Source organism: Streptomyces sp. NBC_01497, assembly GCF_036250695.1.
Taxonomy (GTDB): Bacteria; Actinomycetota; Actinomycetes; order Streptomycetales; family Streptomycetaceae; genus Streptomyces.
Window position 1 is genome coordinate 1 of sequence record NZ_CP109428.1, and the last position, 24637, is coordinate 24637.

A 24637-nucleotide genomic window follows, 5' to 3' on the forward strand; every position below is an offset into this window, starting at 1 on the left:
GCGCTGCGCGCAATGCAAGCGAACCACCTTGCTGCGCAGGTGGTTGCGCTCCGCTCCGCGGGAGCGCTGGTGGCCCGCTGCGCGGCCACTCACCCCACGGGCTGCGCCCGTGGGTGAGGTTCCGTTCGCTGCGCTCCCGGAACGGGGTGAAGGTTGCGCCTTCGCTGGGGGCTTTCGCTTCGCTTCGGCCCGGGGCGGGTCCGCTGCGCTCCCCGCCTGACGGTCCTTCCGGCTGCGCCTCCAGGCCCGTTGGGGCCCGCTGGCGCGGGCCGGGCTGGCTGCGAGGGGTGGGGGGCTCGTTCGTGTGGGTTCTAGTGGACCGTGTGCATCACGGTTGATGCACCATGTATTGTTGGCGGAAAGGCGGGATACCCCCAGCCATCCGGGAACCTTTCCGGAATTCTGAGAGAGGAACGGCGGTTCAGGGTCAGTTGCTTGCGGCCAGGAGCATGGAGATTGTCTCCGTGTACTCTGCTTGGCGCTCAGGAGTGTGTTTCCAGCGGTTGGCGCCACGGCCAGCTTGGGCCAGTGCCTCGGCTATCCGGGTGGCGCCGTGGTCCAGCAACAGCCGGACGACTGCCGGCCTGCCCCCGGACGCCGCCCATTCCAGCGGTGTCCGGCCCCGTCCCACCGACTCCAGGCATGCTCCGTGGTCCAGCAGCATCTCAGCGATGCCCTCCTGTCCTTCGGTGGCCGCCACCATCAAGGCGGTTGCCCGCCCCTCACACAGTCGGCCATCAGGCTCTGCCCCGGCCTCCAGCAGAATGCGGGCCATGGTCTGCATTCCACGCTCAGCGGTGAAGCGCAGTGGCAGCGTCTCGGCGTACTGCCCGATGGGCTGTTCAGTGTTCGTGCCCGCAGCCAGGAGCAGACAGACAGCTCCGTGCCGCCCCGCCCACAGAGCACGATCCAGAGGAGTACGGCCCTCTCGATCTCTGCCGTCGACCGGTGTGCCCTTGCCCAGCAGACTTGTCATCAGCTCCAGATCGCCACAACCCGCCGCCTCTACCAACTTCGCTGCCCCATCCATCTCCCGCATCGTCCCCCAACATCCCAACCAGAGCTACGTCCATCACCGCCAGTACACCGCAATCACCTCGGCTTCATTGTCGGACAACGAACCGTAGACCTCACTGAAAGAAAGTTCTCCATGCCGCACGTACAGCTTCGGAAACACCAACTGGACCAGAAAACGAGTTTCCGCAGATGGGTAGAATTTACTGCAAGATCATCTCCGCCCCCGCAGGGTGCCCGGGGCACGATCGTCTCCGCGACCGGATCCGGCAAAACGATCACCGCTGCTGCGTGCGCGCTGGAGTCGTTCGCGGACGGCCGGATCCTCATCACGGTGCCGACCCTGGACCTGCTCGCGCAGACCGCCCAGGCGTGGCGGGCGGTGGGCCACCGGGCGCCGATGGTCGCCGTGTGCTCGCTGGAGAACGACGCGGTCCTGGGCTCGCTCGGGGTGCGCACCACCACGAACCCGATCCAGCTCGCTCTGTGGGCCGGGCACGGGCCCGTGGTCGTGTTCGCCACGTACGCCTCTCTCGTGGACCGGGAGGACATCGACGCGCCCGAGGGCCAGCGGAGGGTTCGCGGGCCGCTGGAGGCCGCTCTGGCGGGCGGGGAGCGGCTCTACGGGCAGCGCATGGACGGCTTCGACCTCGCCATCGTGGATGAGGCACATGGAACCGCTGGTGATCTTGGGCGTCCGTGGGCGGCGATCCACGACAACGCCCGTATCCCGGCGGACTTCCGGCTCTACCTCACCGCCACCCCGCGTATCCTCGCCGCGGCCCGCCCGCAGAAGGGCGCGGACGGCCAGGAGGCGGAGATCGCGACCATGTCGGACGACCCGGAGGGCACGTACGGCGCGTGGCTCGCAGAGCTCGGTCTGAGCGAGGCCATCGAGCGCGAAATCCTTGCCGGGTTCGAGATCGACGTGCTGGAGATCCGCGACCCCTCGCCTGTCCTCGGGGAGTCGGAGGAGGCGCGGCGCGGCAGGCGCCTGGCGCTGTTGCAGACCGCGCTCCTGGAGCACGCCGCCGCGTACAACCTGCGTACGGTCATGACGTTCCACCAGAAGGTCGAAGAGGCCCGTGCGTTCGCGGACAAGCTGCCCGAGACGGCTGCCGCGCTGTTCCTGAACGACGCCTCCGACGCCGATCTGGCCGCCGCCGACAAGCTCCCCGCGTCCTCGATCGACGCGGAGTTCTACGAGCTGGAGGCCGGCCGCCACGTCCCGCCGGACCGGGTGTGGTCGGCGTGGCTGTGCGGTGACCACCTCGTAGCCGAGCGGCGGGAGGCGCTGCGGCAGTTCGCCAATGGCATCGACGCGGCCGGGCGCCGGGTGCACCGGGCATTCCTCGCCAGCGTTCGCGTTCTCGGTGAGGGCGTGGACATCACCGGCGAGCGGGGAGTCGACTCGATCTGCTTCGCGGACACCCGCGGCTCCCAGGTGGAGATCGTGCAGAACATCGGCCGCGCGCTGAGGTTGAACCGCGACGGCTCCACCAAGGTGGCCAGGATCATCGTGCCGATCTTCCTGGAGCCGAACGAGGACCCGAACGACATGGTCGCCTCCGCCTCGTTCCGCCCCCTTGTAGCCGTTTTGCAAGGGCTCCGCAGTCATGATGAACGACTCGTTGAGCAGCTCGCCTCCCGCGCCCTCACCAGCGGCAAGCGCAAGGTCCACATCCAGCGAGACGAGAACGGCCAGATCATCGGCGCCGACGGCGCGGGCGACGGCGAGGACCAGGAGCACGACGACACCCAGGCCGCCGCCGAATCCGCTCTGCTCCACTTCAGCACTCCCCGGGACGCCGCCACGATCGCCGCGTTCCTGCGTACCCGCGTCTACCGGCCGGACAGCCTCGTCTGGCTGGAGGGCTACCAGGCCCTGCTCCGCTGGCGGGCGGAGAACGAGATCACCGGCCTCTACGCCGTTCCCTACGACACAGAGACCCAGGTCGGGGTGACGAAAGATTTTCCCCTTGGGCGCTGGGTCCACAAGCAGCGGAAGGCGCTGCGGGCCGGGGAGCTGGAGGAGCGGCGCAAGGAGCTGCTGGACGCCGAAGAGGCCGGGATGGTGTGGGAGCCGGGTGAGGAAGCCTGGGAGACCAAGCTCGCCGCGCTGCGCTCGTACAGGCGGGCCACCGGGCACCTCGCACCCCGTCAGGACGCCGTGTGGGGCGAGAGCGAGGCCAAGGGCATGGTGCCCATCGGGCAGCACATGGCCAATCTGCGCCGCAAGGGCGGCCTCGGGAAGGACCCCGAGCGCGCCGCGGTACGGGCCGCGCACCTGACCGCCATCGATGAGGACTGGGACTGCCCGTGGCCGCTGGACTGGCAACGCCACTACCGCATCCTCGCCGACCTCGTCGACGCCGACGGCATGCTGCCGCAGATTGAGCCGGGCGTGCTCTTCGAAGGTGATGACCTTGGCCGATGGCTCCAGCGGCAAGTCAGCTCCTGGACGGAGCTGCCGAAGGAGCAGCAACAGCGCCTGTCCGGGCTGGGCGTGAAGCCTGCCGAACGGCCCGTCCCGGCCACCACGACCAAGGGCTCCGGGAAGGCGTCGATGGCCTTCCAGCGGGGCCTTGCGGCTCTCGCTCAGTACATCGCCCGCGAAGGCCACGACCGCGTCCCCAGGGCTCATGCAGAGCGGATCACGGTCGGCGGCGAGGCTGAACCGGTGACCGTGAAGCTGGGCGTGTGGGTCTCCAACACCAAGACCCGCCGCGACAAGCTCGCGCAGGAGCAGCGCGCTGCCCTCGCGGAGCTGGGAGTCGAGTGGGCATGAATGCTGCTTGATCGGTGCGCAGACCCCTCCGTTCCGTAACTGGGTGTGGCTCGCAGGTGGTTACGAGAAGCGGGGCCGACGGAGTGGGGTGGCATGAGCGGCGAGAGTAAGGCACCGGCAGCAGTTGAGGGGCTCGCGCTGCCGAGCGGTGTGCTGCGCGTGGGACCGCTGCAGGGCGAGATGACGCAGTCGTTCCTGACGCGGCTGGCGGCGCGCTACGGCATGGCGTTCAGGGACCTGCTGGCGGCGGTCGTCGATGTGGACGGGCTGCCGAACGCGATGGGCAGGGCGCAGCTGGACAGCGAGATCTACCTGAACCAGGAGGCCCGGAACCGGGTAGCGCAGCTGTGTCGCGTCCCGGAGGATCGTCTGCTGCGGGCGCTGCCTGCCTGGGCGCAGGAGGAGCCCCGTCGACGGTTCGCTATAGGGCCGGCAGCGCAGTTTCACCACACCGCGGAGAAGGTTCGGTGCTGGGGGCCGGCTTGCCCTGAATGCACGGCGCGGCGTACCGGAAGGAGGGAGACCGCTCGCCTGTATCTGGGGCCGCAGCAGCGGGTGTGCCCGTCTCATCGCCGGTGGCTGATGCATATCCCGGGCACGGCGGGCCGAGTGATGGACCTGGCCGGGTGCGGGCAGGTGCTGGACGCCCAGCGCCGTCACGTGAGGCTGCTGCGTCGTTCCGCGCTGGCGTCGGATGCTTTTGAGGTGGCGCGGGCGGTGGCGTCGTCGTGGTGGTGGCAGACGTGGCCGCAGGAGCATTTGTGGTCGGCGCGGCTGCGGAGCCTGGACAGTGACGGCTTGGACCAGGATGTGTGGCGGGTTGTGGCTCGGGAACTGGTGATCTATCCGGAGACCGTTGCTCTGGCCACTCTGCTTGCCAGTGACGGCTTCCGGCGCCGCGTGGTGGCCGATGCACAGGGCCATCTTCCTTTTCGCCTGGCTGATCTGCCGTCGCTTTTAACTGCTGTTGCGGGCTGTGTGCGGAGGCCTTGGTACGTGGAGCAGCTGGCGCAGGAGACGTCAGGTCCTCTCTTTGCGTGGGCTTATCAGTGCGTGCGGGCACAGGGTGGGACAAGGGCTGCGGAACAGGCGATGTGGGCGGTGGCTCCGGCGCACCGTCAGCTCCCTCTGGTGGACGAACTCGCGGTACGGGCGCATGTGGGGTCCGGCGGCCGTAGCGCGGAAGGCAAACGGCGGCGCGGACACAGCCGGCAGGCGGACGAAGCCTTCGCGGCCGGCCTGGTGCATGCCAGCCGCTACGTGCGCGAACACGGCAATCTCGCAGTCCCGCAGGACACCGTGATCGATTCCTATCGGCTTGGGGAATGGCTGAGCAACGTCCAGACCAGAGCGTGGGCAATAGGGCCGGACCGTGCACAGGCTCTCGCGGTTTTGGACCCGTGGTGGAACGTCCCCTGGTCGGTGCAGTGGCAGCGCTCGTACTACCGGGCGCGCGATCACGCCGCAGTCGCCGGCCCGCCCGATGCGGCCGCGGGATTCCCCGGCACCCAGATCCTCAACGGCGAGTGGCTGTATCTGCAGTGCACCCACTACAGCACTCTCCATCCTGAGCAGCAGCGTCTGCTGGCGGACATCGGGATCACGGCCGAGGCGGCCCGCACCGCTCTGCCGCGGCGGATCCCCATCCAGGCCGGCTTCGAAACGGGGCTGACGCACGCCAGGTCCTACGTCGCCGAGCAGGGTCACCTGGCCGTCTCGGGCAAGGACGCGATGTACCAGGGGTATCCGCTGAGGTCGTGGCTCGTGCACCAGCGCCGCAGGGCCCGCGAGAACCGGGAACCTACGGAGCACTCCCGTGCCCTCGACGCCGTCGACCCCTGGTGGAATCCGCCCTGGGTGCTGACATGGCAGCGCTCCTACGCACAGGCCCGGCGGCTGGTGGAGAGCCGGGGCGGGCTCGATGTGGGGGGCGGCTTTCCAGGAGTCGAAGCAGATCTTGCCCTGTGGTTGTCGCGGCAGTGCGCCGCGTATCGGCGTCTGGACCCCGATCAGCAGCGCCTGCTGGCAGACATCGGCATCACAGCCGAGGAAGCCGCGAAAGTGCAGGGCGGGTCCGGGGCATCCCAGGCCGTGAACGAGCAGATTGCTGCTGCCGGTCTGTGGGCTTTGGACGGCATGGCCAGTGCTCGTTCCTTCGCCGCGGTAAACGGGCACCTTGCGGTTGCCTCCGAGTACGTGCACGACGGGTTTGCCCTGGGCCGCTGGCTGGTGGAGCAGCGCCGCCAGGACCGTCGGCACGCTCAAGCCACCGAAGGCGTGTGGCTGCGTGGCCGGCTGCTGGCCGAACTGGATCCCTGGTGGAACCCGCCCTGGCCCTTTCCCTGGCAGCGGAGTTACCAGCGGGCCCGTAAGCGATGGCGGAAAGGCCAGCTGAACGTGCTTGGCCCGCATCGCGGCAGGGACGAGGACGAGGTGACAGTGTGGCTGCACCGTCAGTGCGTCCAGCACGACGTTCTGCAACTCGATCAGCAGAGTCTCCTCGCGGACATCGGCATCTCCTCTGCCGTCGCCCGCGCAGTGACCGAAGCCGATCGAAGCCCCGCCCGCGTAGACACAGGGCTCGCCCACGCACGTAGCTATGCCGCCGAACACGGGCATCTGGCCGTGGCCGAACGGACCCGCCACAACGGCTATCCCCTCGGTACCTGGCTCCTACGCCAGCGACACCGCGTGGCTGACGGGCGCACCGATCCGGCCCGGATCGCCGCGCTGAACGCCCTTGACCCGCACTGGAACCCGCCCTGGCCCCTGGCGTGGCAGCGCGCCTACCACCGGGCACACGCCGCCCCTGCCAGCGGCAACCTGACCGTGGCCCAGCGACGCTGGGCCACCACCCAGACAAGGCTGTGGGACAGCCTCCATCCCACCCAGCAAGAGCTCCTGGCCAACCTCGGCGCCACGCCCGCCACCGAACCCGTACCGGCTCCTACAACCGCGCACCGCTATCCCGCAGGCGAAGGCCTCCCCCACGCCCGTGCCTACGCCGCCGCCCACGGCCACCTAGCCGTGTTCAAACACACCCAGCACCACGGCTTCGCCTTGGGGCACTGGCTCATCCAGCAACGGCGCAAAGCCCGCGCTGGCCTCCTGTCCGCCCTCACCCTGCAAGAACTCACCGTCCTCGACCCCTGGTGGAACCCGCCCTGGCCCTTCGCCTGGCAACGCAAGTACCACCAGCACCGCACCCTCCGCACCACAGGCCAGCCCCTCCCGCCCGAGCTTCAGCGCTGGGCCCGTAAACAAACCGTCCTCTGGCACCAACTCCACCCCCACCAACAGGCCCTGCTGAGCACCATCGGTATCCGCCCTGAGGCTTCGAGTCGGCAAGGCACCTTGCGTGAAGCGTGACGGTGAGACTTCCGAGAGTGATCACGTAGGGCGTGCCGATGGCCAAGATCTTTTCCCAACTCCCCCTGTCTCCCGGCCTGTCGCATCGCCTTCGCAGGTCACAGGGGTAGCAGGAGGTGGCAGGAAAAACGGTCTGAAGGTGGCTCCGTCGAGTAGAAGTGACGGCCCCAGGAGGACGGGGCGCCTGGGCATCCGCTGCAAAAGCGCCCGCCGGGACGGCGGACACGAGACCGTGGTGAAGTGACCCATCACCCCGGCCTGCTGCGGACAGTTCCCCTTCAGGGGGAGACGACCTCGTCGCTGATCTGCCGCATCGCGGGCCGTTACGGGATGGAAGCGAAGGTGTTGCGGTCGTGCTGGCAGTGGCGCAACTACCCGCCGGGGCACGACGGCGGGGGCACGCGGGCCGACGCCGAGGTGCTGCTGAACCCGCCCGGACGACAGCTACTGGCAGGCATGTGCGGCGTCGAGGAAGACGTGCTGGCGCGGGCGTTGCCGTCCTGGGGACAGCAGGACGCCAAGCTGTCGGCCAGAAAGAACAGCGTGCCGGCGGCCGCGTGGCGGACCGGGGGTGCGGTCGCCGGGCCGGTCGCCTTCGGCTGCCGTCTGTGCGCGGCCCGGCGCGCGGGGACGGCCGTGCGGGTGGTGCGGTACGCGCCGCGATGGGAGCGGGTGTGTGTCCGGCACGGGCGGTGGCTCCTGGACGCCGACGCCGACCAGCCTCTTGAGTATCTGGACGTACGGGGTGTGCCGGAAGTGGCCGCGGCGCAGCGGCGGTGGACTGGTGTGACGCGGCGGGCGGTACGGGCTGGAGCGGAGCCGGAGAGGGTGTTCGCTCTGGCTTATGCGGTGGTGGCCCGGTGGTGGGAGCAGGCTCTGCACTGGGAGCGGGAGACGCTGTGGCCTCAGCGGCTGCACCAGGTCGCGGGCGGCAACGCCGGTACAGAGCTGGAGCGGTGGCGGATCGTGGGCCGGGACGCGGTCGTCTTCCCCGAGGTGGTGGCCGTGGCCGACGCGCTGCTGGACCCGGCGATGGCCGAGCTGGTGTGGAGGGACAGCGGTGCCGGGCGGCCGCGGGCGCTGCCCTCCGACGGGGCGTTCTGCCGCCGACTCGGTGAGCGCGTCGGGCGGGGGTGGCTGGGGCCGCTGGCGGCAACCGACTACGGCGGCCCGCTGACCTCGTGGATGGGCGCCGTCATCCGCATCCGTCGTGGCGCCGGCGGCCCGCCCGGCTACGACAACGATCCGTGGTGGCTGCGCCAGGAACACCAGCCCGCGACCATGGCCGGACAGTTGCGCGTCCTGTCCAAGGAACGTAGCGCGCCCGGCTCGGGCACCACGTGGCGCTCTGCGGTGCCGGCCGAGCAGCGGGCGCTGATCAGCAGCCTGGTCAACGACGCCGAAGAGCAGCTGACCCAGCTGCGCGGCGCCCAGTACGGCAAGACCGCCGACGCCGCGCAGCAGTTGCTGGGCAACCTCGGCCATGCCGCCACACTGATCGAGCAGGCCGTCCGGGAGAGCGCAGCAGCAGCCTTCGCGGCCGGGATGGCGCTGGAGGACCTGGCGCGCTGGGCCCGTCTGCCGGCCGATGTCCTGGCCGAGGCACTCGCGGACCAGCGCAACGAGCGGCCGGGAAAGGAGCGGTGAGTAAGTGTCAGGAGGCAGGCAGGCTCTGCAGGGACCACGATCCGCAGGGCACTACCTCATGGCCCGGCACTCGTGATCAAAATCCGTGAAGCGGCCCGCCGCACTGGCAGGACGGGCTTGACTGGGGCGCGTGGGCAGCAAGGACGCAGCGGCCGCAGCAGGTGGCCGCTCACAGCGCATGCAGACGGATACCGGATCCGAGTGGGAGGCGGTCTTCGTCGATCCTCTCGGGCAGGTGGTGCAGCAGCGGTGGGCGGACGCGGTTCTCGCGGTGGCCTTCGAGGAGTTGGAGCCGGTGTCGGCGTTCCCGGTGGTGCCGAGGCGGCGGTGGGGTCCTGGGCAGTGGTGGTCGGCCACGACCGGCCGGCATGTGGCGTGCGGGTCGGCCGCGATGCGGGCGCAGCTGACGGTGCTGGACCGCGACCCCGAGGTGGTCGGCCTGGCCGGGCGGCCGGTGCGTCTGCTGTGGCGGGACGCGCGCGGCCAGGTCCGCTCGTGGGTGCCGCAGCTCTTCGCCCGCCACCGCGACGGCACCGCCCTGCTGGCCGACTGCCCCAACCACCTGGAGGCCGGCGGCGAGCGGGCGCAGCGTGCTGCGACGGTCCTTGAGGCGGCGTGCGCGCAGGCCGGCTGGAGCTACCGGCGCCTTGAGCCGCTGGAGAAGACGCTTTCGGCAAACCTGAAATGGCTGGCCGGGTACCGCCACCCCCGCAACGCCGGCCATCCCCGTCTCGCGGCCGCCCTGCGTGAGGTGTTCGCACAGCCGCAGCCGCTGATCGAGGGCGTCGAAGCGGTGGGCGACCCGATCGAAGTCCTGCCCGCCGTCTTCCACGCCCTGTGGCACGGACACCTCACCGCGCCCCTGGACGTACCGCTTAACGAGCGGGTCCTCGTCAGCACCGGCGCCGGCGGTGCGAACGGCCACGGCGGCCCGGGCAGCGGGGAGGGGCAGTGAGCGTGCGGCGTGGCGGCCGGCCGGTGCTGCAGGTCGGAGCGCACGTCCGCTTCCGTGACCGCACCTGGCAGGTCATCGCGATGGCGGGGCAGCAGGTCCACCTCGCCGGTGAAACAGGCGAAGACGAGACGGTCGTGGCCGGACACCTGTTCGCCGACCCGTCCTTCACCATCGTGGGCGCCGAAATGCCCCAGGCCGCAACGCAGTGGGGTCTGTTCGAAACCGCGCCCGAGGACGCGCGGCGCAAGGCACTGGCCTGGCAGCGGCACATCCGCGAGGTGGAGACCGGCCTGCCCGGCGGGACGGACAGCGACGGGGCGCCCCGGGCCGAGTACGACCCCGACCGGTTCACCCTCGCACAGCGCGAGGAGGCCAAGGCCACGGAGCTGACCGCGATCGGCTTCGGCCCTGTCTCCCGGACCACGGTGCAGCGCATGCGCCTGGCCTACCGCAAGCAGGGACTGTGGGGGCTGGTTGACCACCGCACCACCCGTCGGCCCGTGCCTACCGGGCGCACCGACGAACGCGTCATCGCCGCCATCGAGGAAGCGCTGCGCCGCCAGCGCGGCCGTTCCAAGGGCACCGTCAAGGGCTTGATGCCCCTGGTCACACAGATCCTTACCGACCGGCACGGCCGCGGCACAGTGCCCGCCCCCTCCCAGGCCACCTTCTACCGGCTCGTCCACCAGCTCGCCGACCCTGCCGAACACCCCCACCGCCCCGCCCGTACTCTCCCCTCCCCCACCGGCGGACAGGCGTTCACCCCGACCGTGGCGCTGCGGCCGGGCGAGCAGGTGCAGGTCGACACCACACGGCTGGACGTCCTGGCCGTCTTCGACGACGGCACCACCGGCCGGCCCGAACTCACGATCGCCGTCGACGTCGCCACCCGCGCCATCCTCGCCGCGGTCCTGCGGCCCGCCGGCACCAAGGCAGTCGACGCGGCCCTGCTGCTCGCCGAGATGGCCGTCCCGCACGCGGCCCGTCCCTCCTGGCCCGACGCACTGTGCCTCGCCCACACCCAACTCCCCCAGCTACAGCGGCTGATGGACCTGGACGAACGGCTCGAGGGCGCGGCTGCCCGGCCGGTGGTGGTGCCCGAGACGATCGTCGTGGACCGGGGCAAGGTCTACCTGTCCACGGCGTTCACCGCCGCCTGCGAAACCCTCGGCATCAGCGTCCAGCCCACCCCGCCCCACGCCCCCGCCGCCAAAGGCATCGTCGAACGCACCTTCGGCACGGTCAACGCCCTGCTGTGCCAGCACCTGCCCGGCTACACCGGCTCCGACGTCACCCGCCGCGGACCGGACGCCGAAGGCGAGGCCTGCTTCAGCGTCGCCCAGATGCAGGACCTTCTGGACGAATGGCTGATCCACTACCACCACCGCCCCCACGAAGGCCTGCGCCACCCCACCCTGCCGAAGAAGGCTCTCACCCCGAACCAGATGTGGGCCGCGCTTATCGCCGTGACCGGCTACGTGCCCCTCCCCTTGAGCGGCAGCGACTACCTCGAACTGCTGCCGGTGCGCTGGCAGGCCATCACCGAACGCGGCATCCGCGTCGACCACCGCACCTACGACCACGATGTCCTCGCCCCCTACCGCGGTCAGCCCTCCCCCGTCACCGCACGCGGCGGCAAATGGGAAGTCCACACCAACCCCCACGACGCCCGCCAGGTCTGGATCCGCCTGCCCGACGGACACCTGACAGAGATCCCGTGGATCCACCGCGACCACATTCACCAGCCGTTCAACAGCGCCACCTGGCAGCACATCAAAACGATCACCACCCGCCACAGCGACCGCGACACCCACGAAGCCGACCTCGCCGACGCCCTCGACCAGCTCATGCGCCGCGCCCACGCCGGCACCGCTACCCCCGGCGAACAGCGCCTGATCACCCGCGCCGCACCACTGAAAACACCCCCGCCCGCAGCCGGCACCCGCCCTCCCTACGATCCGGCCCCGCAGGCCGACGCCTGGGACGACGCCTGGGACGACGACAGCATCGACGACCTCGACGACCTCGACGACCAGCCCGACGAACCAGAACAGGCCGACAGCGAAGACGAACTCGGACCCGGCGACACCAGCGACGTGCCCGTCCCGTACACCGGACTCGGCCTCTACGACCCCGCTCAGGAAGCCCTCAACTGGTGACCAGCCCCGCACGCAACCACCACGCCCCCGCCAACACCGAGGCACCGCCGCCTGGCACGCAGGCAGTCGAGCCGGAATGGCCGATCACCACCTGGCAGGGCTGGCAACGCTTCGCCACCACCCCGCCCCTCACCCCGCCCCAGCCCGGCGACACCCCACGCAGCACGGAAGAACGCCTCGCCTACCACTCCGCGTTCGTCACCGTCCGCACCCCCGCCATCAACACCCTCGCCACCCAGGTCCGCACCCTGATGCTCCTCGGCCGCCACCAGCAGACCACCGCCCGGCCCTCACTGATCGTCACCGGCCCCGCCGCGGCCGGGAAAACGACCGCCCTCCTCGAAGTCGGACGCACCTGCCACCTCGCCCACACCCGAAAACACCCCGCCCCGCCCGGACGCACCCACCAGCAGACACCGGTCGCGTACCTGCTGGTGCCGGCCGGCGCCACCGCGAAAACCCTGGCCACCGAATTCGCCCGCTACCTCGGCATCCCCGTCACCACCCGCATGACCCAGACCCAGATCACCGAGGCCGTCTGCCACACCTACACCGCCGCTGGCGTCCGCCTGGTCCTCATCGACGAGATCCACCGCCTCAACCCGCGCACGACCACCGGCGCCGAAGCCGCCGACCTGCTCAAAGACCTCACCGAACGCATCAGAGCAACCTTCGTCTACACCGGCATCGACGTCGCCTCAACCACGCTGTTCTCCGGAGTACGCGGCGCCCAACTCGCCGGCCGCGCCAGCCTCATCACCTGCGGCCCCCTCCCCGCCCGCCACGGAAACACCCGCCCCTTCACCGATCTCATCACCGACATGGAGAACGCCCTCGACCTCACCCAGCACACACCCGGCACACTCCCCCGCCACGCCTCCTACCTCCACCAGCGCACCGCCGGCCGCATCGGAAGCCTCGCCCGCCTCATCCGCCAAGCAGCGATCACCGCCATCTGCGACGGCACCGAACGCATCACCAAAAAGGCGCTCGAAGCTATCCAGCTCGACCACCTCGCCGAAGAAGCAAGCCGCCCCCGAACCCGCCAACCCGCCAGAACGGCATGATGCGGACATGAAGACGACCACCGAAACGCCAGGCGGCGACGAGTTCGCTGCCCTCTGCCGGCAGGCCTGGGACACCCTGATCCCCGCCCGCGCCGACTACCTGGCAGGCGTCTCACCCCACTACGACGAGGTCCTCCACGACGTCGCGCAGCGAACCGAGCACACCGGCAGCCTCGGCAAGACGGACATCGCAGCCCTCGTCGTCTGGAAACGGCTCTCCGCACAAACCCGCTGGGTGACAGAACTGATGTCCCTGCCCGACACCCAGGTCCGAGCCGTCACCGAGCGAGTCGTCACCGCCGTCCGCGACACCACCATCTCGCGCGGGGAGGCCGCCCGCACGGGGCGCGGCATCATCTGGGAACTGCCCGGCTTCCGCACCGGCGACGCCCTCGCCTCAGCCATCCTCACCGCAGCAGCACCCCAGCGGATGGCCGTCTACGACCGCCGCGTCCAACACGCCCTCGACACCCTCCGCCTCCCCCTCACCCCCACACCGGGACGCTACGGCCGCTACCTCCAGCTCCTCGACGACCTCCTCCACCACGGCGGAGCACACGCCGCCGGCTGGACCGCACGCGACATCGACACCGCCCTGTACTGGACCGGCGGCAACCCCCACCCGACAGCAACGGCATAGCCCACCAGCAGACCCCGACCATGCAGCAAGCCGCTGACCAGCACAAACCCGCACCGACCCTTTAGATACCGGAGCCCATCACCAACACCACACCGCCGTTATCAACGAACCCCGAACAACCACAGGCCAGACGCCCCATCACCACTGTCTCCAGCTCCCCGTAAGCGCCGGACTCCTTATCAGGGAATCACCAACACCCCAGCTCAAGCAGCCCTCGCCACACCAGCTACGAACCTCGGAATCACACTGCCCGTGGCCGCTGAACTGGCAGCGGCACTACCGCGTCCTCGCCGACCTCGTCGACGCCGACGGCCACCTGCCCTACATCGCGGGAGGCGTCCTGTTCGACGGCGACGACATCGGCACCTGGAGATGGCGCCAGCAAGAACCAGGCACCTGGACACAGCTGTCGACCGAGCAGCAGGAACGGCTGACCGAACTGGGCATCAATGCCCCTGTGGCCCCGTCCGCCGCTCCGGCGGCCGCGCGCGCGACGAAGAGCCCGAGCAAGGCACAGCAAGCCTTCCAGCGCGGCCTCACCGCCCTCACGCAGTACGTCGCCCGCGAAGGGACATCGTCGGTGAAACGGGCCCACCGAGAACGGATCGTCATCGACGGCCAGGAACACGACCTGGCGCTCGGCATCTGGTACTCCAACCAGAAGCAACGCCGCGACAAACTCACGCAGGAACAACTCGACGCACTACGGCAACTCGGCGCGGAATGGGCCTGACTCAGACAGGGTCGGCCATGGGGCGGTCGGGTTCTGGAGCCGCGGTGGGTGTCGCAGCGCTTGCTTTGAGCACTTCGTTCTTCTTGGCCCTTGCTGTGGCGCGGCGCTTCTTCGTGGTGCGTGCCCAGGCTGCTGTTGCGGCGATGGCGGCCGTGGCAAGTTGGGCCGGCAGTTGAGTCAGCAGGCCTTGGATCGTGATGTCGAGGGCGTGCTGCAAGGCGTGCACGATGAGTCTCCTGGGTCAGGGTCGGGTGGTGGGGCGATGGCTCGACTGTGCTGGAGCGGCGCGAGCGCGATCTACTTGTCCGGCTCTCCGTGTGGACAAGCCCGGATATGGTCGGAGCGGGAGATGGGAGCCGGGGGAGATGGCCACGAGAGGGCGCAGGACTCGTCCGTGGGGACAACTGAAGGGGCCAAGGCCCGAGGACAACGCCGCGGCCGAGTTGCTCAGGCAGTGGCTGGACGACGCCGGCGGTATGGGTGTCGACGAACTCCTCGGCAAGCTGACTCCTGAACACTTCCTCGATCGACAGCGTCCGAGCCGATCAACCGTCAGTTCTCGCCTGTCGGGAGTCGGACTGCGTGAGGACTTCATTGAGGCTGTCGCAGACGTCTGTTCCCCCAACGCCGCCAAGCGGGAACAGCTCCTCACCCAGATGCACCGAGCGCGCGAACAGGCTCGTTCGGGGCAGAGTCGTGACCGGGTGGCCGGACCTGCCGCGCACTCCGAGTTGCTCCTCGTGCAACAGCGCTCGATCGAGGTGTCTGACAAGCTCCTGCTGGCCATGGAGCGGGCAGCGCACTTGGAGCGTGAACGCAGCGAGGCGAACCAGATGGTGTTGGTCCTGCTCGCCATGGTCGACAAGCTGCAGCGGAACATCGCCGATCTCGCGCGAGAACGCGACCGGCTGCGCGCACGCCCCGGAGGGGACGAGTTTCAGCAGGTACGTGAACGGCTCACGCGCACCGAGCAGCAACGAGACACGGCTGAGGCCGAGCTAGACCGCGCGCGTTCGGAACGGCAAAAGGCCGATCAGCTCACCGAAGAGGCACAGCAGCAAGTCCGTCGGCTGACGGACGAGCTCAACCAACTCCGCGGAGATGCGCCCACCGCCAGGGACCCAGGTGATCTGGATGCCGCAGCCCCGATCCTTCGAGACCCCTCAAGCTACGAGGCGGACGACGTCGACATCGCGCTCCTCAAGGCCGCACACCACCTGGACGACCGAGCCGACCGACTCGACCGACTCGCCGGTGAGCTCCACTCGGACAACCCTCCGGACAACTCCCCCACCGCACACGATGACCCGGACATCCCTCCAGAAGGCCCCGCCTCGCCCGGCTCGGCGGTGCTGACGGCTGAGGGGGAGGAGGTCCTGGGTGACATCGCACAATTCCTGTCCGGAGACGTTGGCGCGGGTCTCGAGGAAATGCTGACGTATGCCGCTGAGCAGGGCTCGGACTTCCGCCTGATCCTGCTGATAGCAGCCCGTCTTCGCGACGGCGGTCACCCCGATCGGGCAAACCGGCTGATCTACCTGCGAGCGACCGGTAGAGGGTTTGGCGAGCTGACCGCCATCGTGGCCAAGTTGCGTGCAGAGGAGCGGGGACCCGAGGTCTACCAGCTGCTGAACCACGTGGCACAGGGGTGGCCTGGGGACCAGATCGTCGCAGCGGTCACACTTATGCGTGAGGCCTACCACAGTTCAGACGCCTACCAGGTGCTCAGCGCCGTTGGCAGGAGCTGTCCGCTGAAGGAGACCATAATGCTCCTCCCTCTCCTCACCACGAGTGACCGTGAGTGGATCTTGGAGGTGGCGTGTCGCGAGCGCTCCCTGGAGGAACTCAAACTCCTCCAGAGGTCGCTTCGCCGCGATATCGAGGTCGCCCGGGTTGCACTGGCTCGCCGCGAGCGTGTCGCCCTAGGGCGTGTCTTCAAAGGGTCATATCCACATCAGGAGGGATGCGATCGTGACGGCCGCTTCGTAGGATTCGCGGGTTTTGTCGTAGCGTGTGGCGATGGCCCGGTACTGCTTTAAGACGTTGAAGCAGCGCTCAACGACGTTGCGCTTCTTGTAGCGCTCCTTGTCGAAAGCGGTTGGTCTGCCGCCGCTGCTGCCGCGTCGACGACGGTTTTCTCGTTGGTCCGAGCGTTCGGGAATGGTGTGCGGGATTCCGTGTTTGCGCAGGTAGTTACGTATGCGGCGGCTGCTGTAGCCCTTGTCGCCCAGAAGGTGGTCGGGCCGGGTGCGAGGTCGGCCCGGCCCCTGGCGGCGGACCTTGATCTGCGCGAGGACCTGCTCCAACTGTGTGCAGTCATTGACGTTGCCGCCGGTGAGGACGAAGCCCAGTGGGCGGCCGCGGCCGTCGCAGGCGAGATGGATTTTGGTGGTCAGTCCGCCACGGGATCGTCCGAGGGCGTGAGCGTGTGCCGCTTCTGCGGGGGCTGCCCCTTTTTACGGGCGCCGGCCGCGTGCTGGTGAGCGCGAGTGATCGTGGAGTCCACCGACACCAGCCAGTCGATGTCTCCTGCCGCATCTTTGCCGGCCTGGAGAGTCTCCAGCATCCGTGTAAACGTCCCGTCCAGGGCCCACCTGCGAAAACGCGTGTACAACGTTCGCCATGACCCATACCGCTCAGGCACGTCACGCCAAGCCGAACCGGTCCGCAGTTTCCATACGATCCCGTTCAGTACCACCCGATCGTCCAGCCGGGGCCGCCCCGTCTCCGTCCTTGGCAACAGCCCCGACAGCACATCCCACTCTTCGTCCGAAAGCTCATGCCGCCGCACCATGCACCACATGATGCCCCATCAGTTGCCTTTGAAGACAGGACCTAGCCGCTCGCCGAGACGAGGCGTGGCCTTCAGACAGCAGCGTCCGGCTGCGTACCGAGGTGCCCTCTGCCTGGCCTGCGACCAGCAGTGAAGAGCGGACGAACATCCTCCACCAAATGGCCGACGACGGAATCGTCCACACCATGGCCATGCCCGACGTGCTGGAGCAGCTACCGCCCGAACGCCGGCGGATCTGCTCGCTGTGCCAAGAACCCAGAACGGTCGCTGAGATCGCGGACCAACTGTCCATCCCTCTCGCTTTGACCAGACTTCTCTTGGCCCACCTCGTTGTCGACGGACACGTGGTGATCACCCCCGCAACCACATGAGCACACCTCCAGACGGCACCAGCGGCCTGCACCACTCTGTGCAACGGTCGGGAAAGCTGGTTGCCGACAAGGACACGCACCCGCTGGGGAAGTGCACCACCCTCAGCGGCTGATCAGCCATGAGCAGCGGGTGACGCGGCGTAGGCGCCTGGGCTCAGAGCCTGGGCGCCTACGCCGTGGCTGTCCGCTTTCCCTCTCGAAGTGTCTGCTCGATCTCGATCCGGAGGTCGGACCGAAGCCATCTCGTGTACAAGTTCAGCGCTCCGCGCTGCGAGGAACACGAGACCCCCGGGCAGCCGCCGGTCCCGCGGGTGCTGGGCGCTGAGTGAGGGGCATTGCGCAGGTTGGAATACGACGCATTACCGGTACGACGCAGGACAGCCTCACGGACGGGTGGGTGGGCGTTCAGCGGCGGGTCAGGTCGGCGGCGTAGTCGGGGCTGAGGCCCTGGGCGTCGTCGCGCCAGCGGTCGGCGGTGTTCTGGTGGAAGCCGAGGAGTCTGCTCACGACGACTGCGGGCAGCTGGCCGGCCAGGTCCATCAGCGCGGTGTGCCGGGCGGCGCGAGGCCGCAGGCCGATCGCCTTGAGGCGGTGGGCGAGGTGGGAGGCGCTCATGGGGTGCGCGGCCTGGCCTCCGGGAAAGAGCCAGCCGGCGGAAGCGAGGGGCTCGGTGGCGCTGCGGCCCCGGGGGTGGTCGGCGAGGTGGCGCAGGAGGTCGTCGAGCGGGGCCGGCATGGGGGTGGGGTGGCTTCCCAGGCGTACCTGGAGGGTGCCGTCGTCGTGTTCGGTGAGGTGGTGGGTGGTCAGCAGGATGATGCGGGAGGGCGGTTGGGCGAACAGGAGAACGAGGAGGCCCGCGGCGCGGATCGTTGCGTCGAGGCCGGAGTCGGGGGCGTGGGCGAGGCGGCGGACCAGCGCCCAGCGGCGGTCGTGCAGGATTTTCTCCGTGCCGGACTGGTGCAGGCGCGCGGAGGCGTGGAGGGGCGGGTAGCCGTGGCGGGCGGTCCACTGCAGGAAGAGGCCGACGCGGGCGCGGGCGGGTGCTCCCTGCGCGAGCCAGGCGTCGAGGTGTTCCTGGCGGCAGGTGCGCAGGGTGAGGCCCTGGCCGTGCAGGTGGGCCAGGAAGCGGATGGCGACGCCGATTTCGCCGCGCACGCCGTCGGCCTGGCCGCGGGTCGTGGAGGTGAGGGTGCGGGTCGTGGGGGCGCGGGTCGTGGGGGTTTTGCGGGGCCGGCGCAGGCGGCGCAGGTGGTGCCAGGTGGTGTAGCTGCGCAGGGCGCGGCGGTCGTCGCCGGCGGGGATGCGGGCGTAGGCGGCCGTCAGCCAGCGTTCCAGGTGGGCGAGGTGTTCGTCGCGGGCGGGCAGCGCTCCGCCCGCGACGAGGGCGGCGCGTAAATGGTCGACGGACTTGGCCGGCCGGCAGGCGTCGAGGGTCTCGTGGGTGACGGGCCGGCCGGTGGCCACGAGCTGGTCCAGGATCGGGCGGCAGCCCGAGGCGGGGGCCAGCTTTTTCAGGAGTGCCTCGGGAGTGGTGCGCAGCAGGGCGTCCCGTACGGGCTGAAGGACGGCGGGCACGGTGGCGTCGGGGCCGCCGAGGACCTGGTCGAGCTGGTGGCGGGCGGCGCAGGCGGCGCAGCGGCCGAAGTCGCGCAGCCGGTCGATGCCGTGGCAGTCGCGGCAGGGGCGGCGGGCGGTGGGGTGGTGCTTCCAGCACGTTTCGCACAGGGGTTCGCCGTCCGGGGTGCGGCCGTAGCGGCGGCGGGGGCGGTTGCACAGGTGGCAGGCCGGTCGGGGTTCGCCGCACGAGCGGCACAGGGCCGCTCCTGTCGGGGAGCGGTAGAAGACACGGCGCCGGCGGCGGCAGCGGCTGCAGGTCTGCTCGGGGCGGACCTTCGCGGTGCAGGTCAGGCACAGGGGCCGGGGGGAGTTCGCGGCGCGGCAGGGGCGGGTGCGTCCGCACTGTGAGCAGGTCGCGGTCGGAGGCCGGTAGCAGCGCTGGCAGACCGGGCCGGTCTCTGCGCGGCCGGCGCTGGGGCGGAGGTCGCCGCATACCGAGCACACCCGGTCCGTGCAGCCCGTCTTGCGGTAGCAGGTGGTGCACAGGGGCTCGCCGTCCTGCGTGCGGGCGGCGGGTGTCGCGCTGTTCCCGCACCCGGCGCAGGGGCGCCGGCGCGGCTTGTTCCAGCAGTTCTTGCAGCAGCGCACCCCGTCCTGGACCAGGTCGAGGGGAAGGTGGTGCCCGCAGGAGGGGCACGGCGGGTACACGACGCCCCTGGCGCCGCGGGCGGTCAGCTCCTGGACCAGCCGCAGTGCGGCCGGCGGGCCGAGCGCGCCCCGGCCCTCCAGCAGGCCCGGGACGTCCTCCAACGCCCACAGCAGTCGCAACTGGCGGGCCCGGCCGCGCGCGGCGGCCTGGATCGCCGCGGCGACGTCCTCGCCCGGCAGATCGTCGGCCACCGCCATGACGCGGGCGGTCAGTTCGGCCAGGACGTCGCGGCCCTCGTCGGGCGGGTGGGCCTTGCAACGCGGCCGGCCCTCGCGGTCCCGGCCCGCGAAGTCGCAGCTCCCGCACACGGTGCAGGGATTGGCCAGCGCACTCAGGCGTGCCACGCACGACGCGCACACCCGTACCGTGCCGGGCGGCGTCGCAAGGACCCGCGGGCGCTCGCAGCGCTGGCAGTGCGGCAACCGCACCCGCACCGCGCCCTCCGTCTGCAGCGCGGCGACCAGCCGGCTTACCGACGTCGGACCCTGCGCCCGGCCCGAGACGAGCAGCAGCGGATCGGCCGCGAGCGCCGCAGCCAGCTCACGGCGCTCGAAGACCCGCCGCACGGCCCGCCGCAACACACCCACGACCGCCGAAGCGTCCAGCTGCGGCTCGAAGCCGGCAACCGCCGCGGCCACCAGCTCCTCCGCCTCGGACACGCTCCCCACTCCCGGTCCGCCCGTGCCCATCCGCTACTGCTCCTTGATCACGCGGGCCCGCCTGGGCCGCAACCCGTCCAACGACTGCGAAGCCTGCTGCCCCGCACCCCCGCCACCCGCCCGGCCCGGCCCGCCCTGCTCGCCGGCCGCTTTCCTCGCCCGGCCCTGGACCACGACCGGCTCGATCAGCTCCTCCATCGAGCAGCCCAGGATGTCCAGCAGCGCCATCAGCGTGCGCAGGCTCAACCGCTCAGGCCGCTCGGTCACCAGCCGGTAGGTCTGACTCGCCGACAGCACCACCCCGCGCTCGGCCAGCAACGGAATCAGGTCCGTCGTCGCGAACAGCGAGCACCGCGTCGCCAGCAGCTCCCGCAGATGCCAGCGATAGTCCAGCTCCCGCGACATGTTCAATACTCCTCAATGGCCCCCGCGCAGTGCCTCATCCAGGACCCTACGCATCATCGAGTTCATGAAATCGCCGCTCACCCCCGCATACAGGGCCGTCGTGGAGGCGTAACGGTGCCCGACCTGGCGCTGCACGAACGCCGGGTCCACCCCGTCCTCGATCTGATGGGTGACATAGCTGTGCCGCAGACAGTGCGGCACCAGCGACCGCTCCATCCCCAACGCGTCCCGGTAGGCGGAAAACCGGGCCTCGATCTCCCGCCGCGCCAGCCGGCCGCCCCGCTCGGTCGGCCACAGCGCCCCGCCCTCCCCCACCGCGTACCTGGGCCGCACCACCGCCACGTACTCCGCCAGCGCCTCCACCGCCCACGGCATCACCGACAACACCATCCGCCGCCGCGGCGCAGAGCCCCGACTCCGCTTCCCGAACCGCACCTGCACCGCCCCCAGCGACCCCAACTCCGGCGCCCTCGCACTGCGGTAGAGGTCCTCCACATCCAGCCGCGACGCCTCCGTACACCGCAGACCCCACCCGTAGATCACCTTGAAGACCGTCGCGTCCCGATACGCCGCCACCATCCCCTTGCGCCCCGAGACCCCGGCCCGCTCCACCTGCCCGTCCGCATAGTCCAGCAGCGCCTGGACCTCCTCACGCGTCATCGGCCGCCGCCGCGGATCCCCCTCGTACTCCGTCAGATGCGCCAGCGTGTTCCACTCATGGCACACCTGCACCGGATGCGACCCGAAACGCTCCTCACACTCCTCCGGCCACTGGTAATGCGGCGAGGTCACGTAGTCACAAAACAGCCGCAACGCCGTCTGATACTGACGCACCGTCGACGGCGCCCGACCCAACTCCCCCAACAAATGAGCCGTCCACTCATCACAGTCCGCGGCCGACCACTGCCACGGAAACCCGTTCGTCCACACCCCGAAATGCCGCACCGCCGCCACCCGCCCCGCGACCGTCGCCGCCTGCAACCCCCGCCCCCCACGCTGCTGCCGCCCCCACCCCTCCAATATCGCCTCGAACACCACATCCTGCGGACGCAACAACGACACACCCGACGCCAACACCCCCCGCGCCGACCCCTCAAACCCTGCCAAAACAGACCCCCAGCCACCGCACGGAACATGCATCCAATGCACGAAGCGATACCCGTAGAATCCTCCCGCAACACCCACAAACCAGCCCCACCAACGCATGCATCCAATGCAATTCCACGCGGTCGCGACGCCTTCTCGTCCTGGGCGCAGGGAATCGTCTCTTCAGGGAATACGGACTGCGAGCGATCGGCGGCGAGTACCCCGTGGTGCTGCTCGACGAGCACGCTCCGGTCTGGGCCCGTGCTCACGCCGTGCAGACACTCAACGTCGACCTCCACGACGAGACGGCGCTGCTCGCGGCCGGCCAGCGCATCGCTTCCCAGTACGGTGTCAGCGGCGTGGTCACCTACATGGAGCACCATGTGACCGCGGCCGCGCGACTCGCCGAGCAGCTCGGCGTTCCGGGCAACAAGCCGGAGGCGATCGCCGCGGCACGCGACAAACACCGCACACGAACCCTGTTGGCCGCCGCAGGGGTCCCCTCGGCCCGCTCCGTCCTCGCGCCGTCCGAGCAGGACGCCATTGCGTACGCCGCGGAGCTGGGCTACCCGGTGGTGGTCAAGCCGCGCGGGATGGGTGGGAGTGCCGGGGTGCGCCGCGCCGACACCACCCGGCAGGTCCGCGACGCCTACCGCACCGCGCGCTCAGCACGCGTCTTGGGTCTGGAGAACGCGGGTGAGCAAGGGGTGCTGGTGGAGCAGTACCTGGACGGGCCGGAGATCAGCGTCGAGTGCGTCGCGCTGGGCCGCGGCCAGGTGCACGTCGTCGCCGTCACGCGCAAGGAGTTGGGGCCGGAGCCGGCTTTCGAAGAAGTCGGCCACGTCGTCGACTCCCACGAGCCACTGCTTGCCAACCCGCGGATTCAGGAGGTCGCCACCGCGGCGCTCGACGCTGTCGGCATCGTCACCGGCGTGCACCACGTGGAAATGCGCCTGTTGGGTGGCGTGCAACCGCACATCATCGAAATCAATGCCCGCCTGGGCGGCGATCTGATCCCGCACCTGGTGCGCCTGGCCACCGGGGTGGACCTTGCTCTGATCGCCGCCGGCCTGGCCGTAGGTGAGCCAATCGGCCCCGAGGACCTCCAGCACACCGCGACGGGTTGTGCCGCAGTGCGATTCATCTACCCGGCCGGTACCGGGCAGCTCAGTGAGCTGACGACGCCGCAGGTGGACGCGAGCTGGCTCGACACGTACACGCGCACAGCGAGGCCGGGCCAGCAGGTGACCGCTCCCCCACAGGCCACCCTCCTGGATCGCCTGGTGCACATCGTGGTCACCGGGGATACCCCGCAGACCTGCCAGGACCGTATCGCTCAAGTCGAGCGGATCACGACGCACACGGTCCTTCCGACTCAGGCCACGGCATGCGTCGCCTGATCCCGCCGTACGTTCCGCAGATCCCGATCCTCTCGCCTGCCGCCGAGGGGACCCCACGAGCCGGTCTCGCTGCGATCGTCACCCCCGACGAGGCTGGGATCCGGTACGTATCCGCACTGCACGAGCACGGTTGGCGGGCGCTCAGCCTTACGACCGAACCCATCGGCGTTGCCCCGGTCCACTTCCCCTACGACGGGCAGCTGCAGTTCTCCGGCGACGTGGCCGGCGCTGCGGCCACCCTCAGTTCCCTCGACGTCCAGATTGTGCTGGCCGGCTCGCCCAGGGCGGTCCGCTTGGCCGACGAGTTGGCGGCACGGCTGGCGCTGCCAGGCAACGACCTGTTCCTTCAGGGGTATCGCACTGACATCGCTGAGACAGCTCTGGCGTTGCGCGGCGCAACGCTGCCCACTGCGCTGACAGTGCGAGTTCATGGCCAGCAGACGGCACTGCCCTCGGCCGTCTTCTCGCAGGTCCCGGAAGTCGTCCTGCACCACCCCGACCCCGCCTACTCTGACGCGGGCATCCCGTGCCGATCCGTGCAGGACCTCCAGGCTGCATGGGCGCGCCTACTGGAGACCACACCGCCTGCCGACACCTATGTGCTGCAGGAGCGGCCGCCCGGAATGATGTATCACCTCGACACGGTCACAGTGCCCGCCGGGATCGCACCCGAACACCGAGTCACCGCCCTGTGGGCACAGCCTCGCGACGACGATCTCACTCTGGTGCAGCGCTTCGACCTGGTCCGCGGCGAGACCCTCATCGCTCGCTGCCTCAGCCGTTGTCTGCAACCGGCGTTGACCGCCCTCGGGGTTCGCTTCGGCCCGTCACGGGCGCGCATGGCGCTCCTGCCCGATCGGGGGCCGGTCCTGCTCTCGGTCGTGCCCGGCCCCCACCCCGACATCGCCGTACATACCATGCGCGACCTCGTGGGCGATGCCGCAGCCCAGGCCGCGCATCTGGCCACAGCACGCCGCCTCTGCGCCCCCGGCGGCCGAGACCAGGCACCACAGGCCTCGCGGGCCGTGGCAAAAATCCGGTTGGCGTCGTGCCCGCCTGCGGTGGCGACGGCCGCCCGGCATCTGCCCACCCGAACTGCTGACGAGGGACTGGACTCCGGCCCAGGCCCGGCCTGGCTGCTGCTGACCGCCGACGATGCCGCAGCCATCGACCGCGACGTCGCCACGCTCAAGTCAGCCGCGACCATGCCGTGACCGCGCTCACGGCGCCCTGCCCGTCCTCTGTCCTCGGAGAGCTCGTGCCTGTCTCCTCCCCTCCACTCGG

General features: G+C 69.9%; 18 protein-coding genes and 1 pseudogene. 13 read left to right on the forward strand and 6 right to left on the reverse strand.

Going from position 1 to position 24637, the window contains the following annotated elements; translation table 11 throughout:
- Nucleotides 1-427: 427 nt before the first annotated feature.
- The gene (locus tag OG310_RS36105; protein ID WP_329453783.1) at nt 428-1030 is read right to left on the reverse strand and encodes an ankyrin repeat domain-containing protein; all 603 of its coding nucleotides are present in this window, start codon (nt 1028-1030) and stop codon (nt 428-430) included.
- Between the two features lie 120 nt (nt 1031-1150).
- Here OG310_RS36105 and OG310_RS36110 point away from each other — a divergent pair, with 120 nt between their 5' ends.
- From OG310_RS36110 to OG310_RS38680, 9 genes and pseudogenes are all read left to right on the forward strand, one after another.
- Nucleotides 1151-3802, forward strand: coding sequence for a DEAD/DEAH box helicase (locus OG310_RS36110; protein WP_329453784.1), 2652 nt, complete (start codon nt 1151-1153; stop codon nt 3800-3802).
- Between the two features lie 93 nt (nt 3803-3895).
- On the forward strand, nt 3896-7171 hold the full coding sequence (locus OG310_RS36115; RefSeq protein ID WP_329453785.1) for a Helicase associated domain protein: 3276 nt from the start codon (nt 3896-3898) through the stop codon (nt 7169-7171).
- Nucleotides 7172-7411: 240 nt separating this feature from the next.
- A complete protein-coding gene (locus OG310_RS36120) occupies nt 7412-8818 on the forward strand; it encodes a DNA-binding protein (RefSeq protein ID WP_329453786.1) in 1407 nt (468 codons plus the stop codon).
- A 178-nt stretch (nt 8819-8996) separates the two neighbouring features.
- On the forward strand, nt 8997-9773 hold the full coding sequence (locus OG310_RS36125; RefSeq protein WP_329453787.1) for a TnsA-like heteromeric transposase endonuclease subunit: 777 nt from the start codon (nt 8997-8999) through the stop codon (nt 9771-9773).
- On the forward strand, nt 9770-11932 hold the full coding sequence (locus tag OG310_RS36130) for a Mu transposase C-terminal domain-containing protein (protein WP_329453788.1): 2163 nt from the start codon (nt 9770-9772) through the stop codon (nt 11930-11932). The genes OG310_RS36125 and OG310_RS36130 overlap by 4 nt, the downstream gene beginning before the upstream one ends.
- A gap of 83 nt (nt 11933-12015) precedes the next feature.
- Nucleotides 12016-12999 carry an ATP-binding protein gene (locus tag OG310_RS36135; protein WP_329459966.1) on the forward strand — a complete coding sequence of 328 codons (984 nt, stop codon included), beginning with the start codon at nt 12016-12018 and terminating at the stop codon, nt 12997-12999.
- A gap of 7 nt (nt 13000-13006) precedes the next feature.
- Nucleotides 13007-13639: a hypothetical protein gene (locus tag OG310_RS36140; protein ID WP_329453789.1), complete on the forward strand. Its 633-nt coding sequence runs from the start codon at nt 13007-13009 to the stop codon at nt 13637-13639.
- Nucleotides 13640-13898: 259 nt separating this feature from the next.
- Nucleotides 13899-14072, forward strand: a pseudogene (locus OG310_RS38675) (helicase associated domain-containing protein); the annotation flags it as partial.
- 24 nt (nt 14073-14096) lie between these two features.
- Nucleotides 14097-14372 carry a helicase associated domain-containing protein gene (locus OG310_RS38680; RefSeq protein ID WP_443078927.1) on the forward strand — a complete coding sequence of 92 codons (276 nt, stop codon included), beginning with the start codon at nt 14097-14099 and terminating at the stop codon, nt 14370-14372.
- 1 nt (nt 14373) lies between these two features.
- Here the strand turns inward: OG310_RS38680 and OG310_RS36150 are convergent, their stop codons facing one another.
- Nucleotides 14374-14598 (reverse strand): hypothetical protein, encoded by a 225-nt coding sequence (locus OG310_RS36150; RefSeq protein ID WP_329460541.1) that lies wholly within the window; start codon nt 14596-14598, stop codon nt 14374-14376.
- Between the two features lie 91 nt (nt 14599-14689).
- On the opposite strand from OG310_RS36150, the gene OG310_RS36155 reads away from it, so the two are divergent.
- Nucleotides 14690-16411 carry a hypothetical protein gene (locus OG310_RS36155; protein ID WP_329460542.1) on the forward strand — a complete coding sequence of 574 codons (1722 nt, stop codon included), beginning with the start codon at nt 14690-14692 and terminating at the stop codon, nt 16409-16411.
- Here the strand turns inward: OG310_RS36155 and OG310_RS36160 are convergent.
- Nucleotides 16316-17166, reverse strand: a protein-coding gene (locus OG310_RS36160; RefSeq protein ID WP_443078929.1) for an IS5 family transposase whose coding sequence is annotated in 2 segments (ribosomal slippage) — nt 16316-16819 and nt 16822-17166 — 849 coding nt in all. Because the reading frame shifts where the segments join, the coding sequence is not laid out codon by codon here. The genes OG310_RS36155 and OG310_RS36160 overlap by 96 nt on opposite strands.
- Before the next feature lie 101 nt (nt 17167-17267).
- Between OG310_RS36160 and OG310_RS36165 the strand changes: the two genes are divergently transcribed.
- Complete coding sequence (locus OG310_RS36165; protein ID WP_329460543.1) at nt 17268-17537, forward strand: DUF742 domain-containing protein; 270 nt, start codon at nt 17268-17270, stop codon at nt 17535-17537.
- 405 nt (nt 17538-17942) lie between these two features.
- On the opposite strand, the gene OG310_RS36170 is transcribed toward OG310_RS36165, so the two are convergent.
- Genes OG310_RS36170 through OG310_RS36180 form a run of 3 tightly spaced genes read right to left on the reverse strand, consistent with a single transcriptional unit; the run spans nt 17943 to nt 22007 of the window.
- Nucleotides 17943-20492, reverse strand: a complete 2550-nt coding sequence (locus OG310_RS36170; RefSeq protein ID WP_329460544.1) for a hypothetical protein — start codon at nt 20490-20492, stop codon at nt 17943-17945.
- A gap of 3 nt (nt 20493-20495) precedes the next feature.
- Nucleotides 20496-20867 carry a helix-turn-helix domain-containing protein gene (locus OG310_RS36175; RefSeq protein WP_329460545.1) on the reverse strand — a complete coding sequence of 124 codons (372 nt, stop codon included), beginning with the start codon at nt 20865-20867 and terminating at the stop codon, nt 20496-20498.
- Nucleotides 20868-20879: 12 nt separating this feature from the next.
- Entirely contained in the window at nt 20880-22007 is a 1128-nt protein-coding gene (locus OG310_RS36180; RefSeq protein WP_329460799.1) for a tyrosine-type recombinase/integrase, read from the reverse strand.
- Nucleotides 22008-22177: 170 nt separating this feature from the next.
- On the opposite strand from OG310_RS36180, the gene OG310_RS36185 reads away from it, so the two are divergent.
- Both OG310_RS36185 and OG310_RS36190 read left to right on the forward strand, forming a co-directional pair.
- Complete coding sequence (locus OG310_RS36185; RefSeq protein WP_329460546.1) at nt 22178-23353, forward strand: ATP-grasp domain-containing protein; 1176 nt, start codon at nt 22178-22180, stop codon at nt 23351-23353.
- A complete protein-coding gene (locus OG310_RS36190) occupies nt 23341-24567 on the forward strand; it encodes a hypothetical protein (protein ID WP_329460547.1) in 1227 nt (408 codons plus the stop codon). Before OG310_RS36185 ends, OG310_RS36190 begins: the two co-directional genes overlap by 13 nt.
- The last annotated feature ends 70 nt before the right edge of the window (nt 24568-24637 follow it).